At 37.4% G+C, this 4,595-nt stretch carries 5 protein-coding genes and 1 pseudogene; all 6 read left to right on the plus strand.

The window, feature by feature from the left end; all coding sequences use genetic code 11:
* The first annotated feature begins 151 nt into the window (after positions 1-151).
* The gene (locus K1M91_RS20960) at positions 152-1,486 is read left to right on the plus strand and encodes a hypothetical protein (protein WP_232804207.1); all 1,335 of its coding nucleotides are present in this window, start codon (positions 152-154) and stop codon (positions 1,484-1,486) included.
* A gap of 83 nt (positions 1,487-1,569) precedes the next feature.
* The gene (locus tag K1M91_RS20965; RefSeq protein WP_232804208.1) at positions 1,570-1,821 is read left to right on the plus strand and encodes a hypothetical protein; all 252 of its coding nucleotides are present in this window, start codon (positions 1,570-1,572) and stop codon (positions 1,819-1,821) included.
* 3 nt (positions 1,822-1,824) lie between these two features.
* Positions 1,825-2,289 carry a hypothetical protein gene (locus tag K1M91_RS20970; protein WP_232804209.1) on the plus strand — a complete coding sequence of 155 codons (465 nt, stop codon included), beginning with the start codon at positions 1,825-1,827 and terminating at the stop codon, positions 2,287-2,289.
* A 256-nt stretch (positions 2,290-2,545) separates the two neighbouring features.
* Positions 2,546-3,157: an MSMEG_1061 family FMN-dependent PPOX-type flavoprotein gene (locus K1M91_RS20975; protein WP_232804210.1), complete on the plus strand. Its 612-nt coding sequence runs from the start codon at positions 2,546-2,548 to the stop codon at positions 3,155-3,157.
* A 272-nt stretch (positions 3,158-3,429) separates the two neighbouring features.
* On the plus strand, positions 3,430-3,840 hold the full coding sequence (locus K1M91_RS20980; RefSeq protein WP_232804211.1) for a zinc-ribbon domain containing protein: 411 nt from the start codon (positions 3,430-3,432) through the stop codon (positions 3,838-3,840).
* Positions 3,841-4,171: 331 nt separating this feature from the next.
* Positions 4,172-4,393, plus strand: a pseudogene (locus tag K1M91_RS20985) (aspartyl protease family protein); the annotation flags it as partial.
* Positions 4,394-4,595: the final 202 nt, after the last annotated feature.

Raw genomic sequence — 4,595 nt, forward strand, 5'->3', positions numbered from 1 at the left:
GCGTTGCGTTAAAACGCCATAGCAAGCTATACGTCCTCACGCGGCAGACTTAACAAGTCAATGCAGTCCTACATCGAATAAGGTGAAGGTGGTTAAGTTATGCGAATGAAACGATGAGGCTGATTGAAGCGTTATGCAATAGAGATAGACAATGGCTAGGAATGAATTATACGAATCAATCATTAGTAAAAAGCTTGAACTTGATTGTTTAGGGATGCAACTAAAACAGTGTTGTGATAATTCGCCCTTAATAATAGATGGCACCGGATTTATTAAACAAAGCTCCGATGGACATATTAGTTTCAAGCTTCTTTATGATGGAAAAAGCGATGAGAGCATATTCAATAAGCTACAGTATCTACATTCACTACCAGCCGGATCTTTGCTACCTACCGAACATTTTTTCGATCTAACAGCAGAAGATTTTCACGGTTATCAGTGGAAGGCATCAAAAATCCATATCGACCCTGATATACACGTAAGTAATAATACAGCGGTAATAAAAGGAAAGATTGAAAATCTTATTCTAGAAGAAACAAGTAATGCTGAAAAAACACCTTTCTGTAGAGTCATGGTTGAAGGTGATTATAGGTTGCCGTGGAATAAGTTTCGCGATCAAAGCGGTGGAGGTTCGAGGTTAAGTGAAATTGAATTGAAAGTTGACGATATAGATATTAATTTATTCAACGACTCTAATACTCTTAATATCTCATTCTCATCCAGTGGTTTAGTAAACATTGAAAAATACCGAGAATATTTCATCCAGGCATTGAGCATTTTGCTTGGGAAGCAACCTTCAATACTTTATGAAATAGACAGAGTCAACGGGTTAACTAAAACCAAAGTCTATTCTAATCGACACTATGTTGATGGAAAATTGGAGAGCCCTATAAAAATTTGGATGCCATACGACACAGAAAGCTTTAGTGAATTTATAAATTCATATATTTCTCATGCGATTGAGCATGATGGATTAGATACTCTATTTGGCTATTGGCATAAGATATACTTAGTCTCTAACAGCACTGTTCAAGCTAGCGCTCTTGCTTGCGGTGTCTCTATAGAGGGGTTAGTAAACAAATACTTCAATCAATTATTTCCTATTCCCGATAGTGAGATGGAGCCGCTCAAGGATGCAATGACTACTTTGAAAGATTTAGACATCGATCAGGTTGTTAAAGACAAGTTGAAATCATCTCTCGGAAACTTCAAAACAAAATCCCCCAAGAGAGTTTTATTTGAGCTTTGTGAGAGCATTGAGATAAACAGTGATCTAGTTAAAACGTGGAGCAAACTTCGGAACAAATCAGCTCATGCAGATGATCTAGACATGGATCAACAGCAGTTCGAGGAGTACTTTTTGCAATATCGATCATGCCTATACTTATTTTATAGGCTTCTCTTTCAAATAATTGAATACAAAGGAAGCTGTATTGACTATACAGTTAGCGGTTGTCCAGAAATTCCGGCAGGTAAAAATGCATAACAAGACGCTGCTACGGAAAATTTACTCGCTAGCGCTCCTAAATTTCCGTAGAGCGCGGCGTTATCTTAAAATAGGAGAAAATCATGACATTAAATAACGTTACAACATTAGAAGACTTACGAGAATACCTGAGCGAAAAGTTTGAGTCTGAATGGAAGGATCTGCCAGTTGAAGACATATTGAAAGAGCAAGACGGCATTTTGAGCAGGTTTGAGTTGAGTTCAGAAGAATATGACTATGCAGCTCCACTAACTGCTGTGATGGAAGATCAGTCGGCGAAAAAAACCATAATAAACACAAGTAAAGCAAAAGCGATTCTGGTTAAAAGGAAGTAGAAAATGACGTTCAATATGGATGTAGGCACTTTTATCATAGCTATAATTGGAGCTTGGATTGCATATAGCCAATTGAGAAAAATTAATGACCAGATTGGCATAGCAGTTAAGAATCAGAAAATGGATTCATTGAAAATTGTTCTCGAGATAGAAACTCAAATGAATTCAAGGAAGCTAGAATTTGATAAGGCTGCAAAGTCAGTGAGGGAAGCAGACAACAAGGACGCTTTAGATGAAGATACTTTAGAGATTCTTCGTGATTACTTTAATGCAACTAAAGAAAGCTATTTGAATGCACTTGATAGATTATGTTATTGCATTGAAAAAGATTATATAAGTGATAAAGATTGGCGCACTGAATATAGAAATCTAGTGCGTGACATCATTTCTGAATATGAAGAGGACTTTGGTGAGGCATCGCCATACAATAATATCAAAAAAATAAATAAAAAATGGCAGCAGTCATAAGTTTGTTATTAAAAGATAACAAGGCCATTAAATTCGCTCCCTGCGGTCGCCGGACGCTCGTTCCTCACGCCGTTTATGGCGGCGTTGAGGCTGTAGAATTTCTCTTTTTTTAAGAAATATAGCCTGTTTTATGGGTTCCAAATGCATTACCTATTGTCTTAAAAGCGCTTAGGATTGATTGCAGGGCCCCGTTTTTTAGTCAAATCGGGCTGTTGGAGTTATTCTACAGTCTCGTTAGTTTTATCAAGGAAGAATTATGAATGAATTAGCCTCACTGGAAGAAATTAGAGAGGTTATTGGCGAGCCCAATCCTTTAGCAAGCAAAAAGATTTACACTAAGTTAAATAGCAGAATGCAGGAGTTCATTCAGACTTCTCCTCTCGTTATGTTGTCTACTGTTGATGAATTTGGCTTTCCTACTATTTCCCCAAAGGGTGACAAGGCAGGCTTTGTACAAGTTCGTGATGAACACACTCTATTGTTACCAGAGCTTCGTGGAAACAAATTGGCTTTTTCGCTAACAAATATCGTTGAGACGAACAATAAAGTAGGCTTAATTTTTCTCCGACCTGGCACGGTTGAAACACTGAGAGTGCATGGACATTGTCGGTTGGTGGAAGGTGGTATATGCGATGAAGTATCAGGTGCAACACATAGAGCGTTAATGGTTCTTGAAATATCGGTACAAAACGCTTACTTCCATTGTGGTAAGCCGTTGTTACGTAGTAAAGCATGGGATTCAGCTAGTTATATGGAACCAATGAAAGTGTCTTTTGGTAAAGAGATTGCTGAAAATACAGATGCAGACGAAGAGTTCATTCATGAAACTGATAGAGCAGTGGAAGGGCGCTATAAAACAGACTTGTAGAAATAAAACTAACAAGAGACTTTAAACGAAACAAAAACAGTTGGCTTTGTTTCGTACCTCAACAAGTTTATCCAACAATTTTTGTCCGCTTAATGTGGGCGTTGAGGCTGTAGAATTTCTCTTTTTTTAAGAAATATAGCCTGTTTTATGGGTTCCAAATGCATTACCTATTGTCTTAAAAGCGCTTAGGATTGATTGCAGGGCCCCGTTTTTTAGTCAAATCGGGCTGTTGGAGTTATTCTACAGTCTCGTTAGCCCATCGGAGTAAACGCATGGATCTAGTCAATCACCCACGTTTTAAAAACCCGAAAAATGGGGAAGTGAAAATTATTTCTGGTGATCCTTCTAAGCAAAAGCAAGTCACCAGGCCTCAGCGCAATTACATAGAATATGCAGACTTAAAGAAAGAGTGTAGGAAGTGTAATAGATATTTTTATTTCTTTGCTGAAGAGCAGAAATATTGGTATGAAGAGTTAAAATTTAGTCCATCTGCTGATTGTGTTTTTTGCCCCGAATGCAGACAAGCAAGAATTAAAGTGAAAAAGCTACAAAAAGAATATGAACTACTTCAAAAAAATGAAACTCCGAGCGACGACAAAATCAGGAGGTTTCGTGTAGTTGCAAAAACCCTTATTAAACTAGGTTGTATGAAAGATCGTAGTAAAATTGATAAGCTGGACTGACAAGGTATTTAAACGCAACAAAAACAGTTGGTTACGTTTAGCTTTACTACACATTTTAACCCACTATTTTTAGCCGCTTAATGAGGCGTTTAGGCTGTAGAATTTCTCTTTTTTAATAAAAACAGCCTGCTTTATGGGGTCCAAATGCATTACCTATTGTCTTAGAAGCGCTTAGGATTGATTGCAAGGCCCTGTTTTTTTGGTCAAATCTGGCTGTTGGAGTTATTCTACAGTCTCGCTATGTGAAATCTTAAATTGCGTGGGGTAGGTTAAATATATAATGAAAAATACAGCTACTATTTATGTTCGGAGCATTTGCTTACTTTTGTTTATGTGTACCGTTGTGGCATGTTCAACTCCAACTCTTCATAGTGTAAAACTTGTACCTAATGAAGTGACAAATTTCTTTGTTATTGATGCTTGGGTAAATGATAAACAAGGTCGATTTCTACTTGATACTGGAGCAGCAAGAACCTTGATTAGCTATAAATTTGCAGATGAAAATTGGATCGATAGAAATGAAGATACCTCTATAGGCACTGTTGCTTTCGGTGAAATAAAGTTTCATACGATATCAATTAGTAGTTTTGAGCTAAATACAGTACATGGAAGAAAACTGATTCCGTTAATGGAAGTTAATGTTCATGATCTTACATTCGTAAATGAGGGGTTAAAGGGTGTTCTGGTCAACCAAAACTGGACACCTTTAGTTGAGAATTTTCAAACTCCACTGGTGACAGATCACCATTGGCTGA

Origin of the sequence: Motilimonas sp. E26 (assembly GCF_021278025.1) — a bacterium.
Lineage (GTDB): Bacteria > Pseudomonadota > Gammaproteobacteria > Enterobacterales > CBDFNC01 > Motilimonas.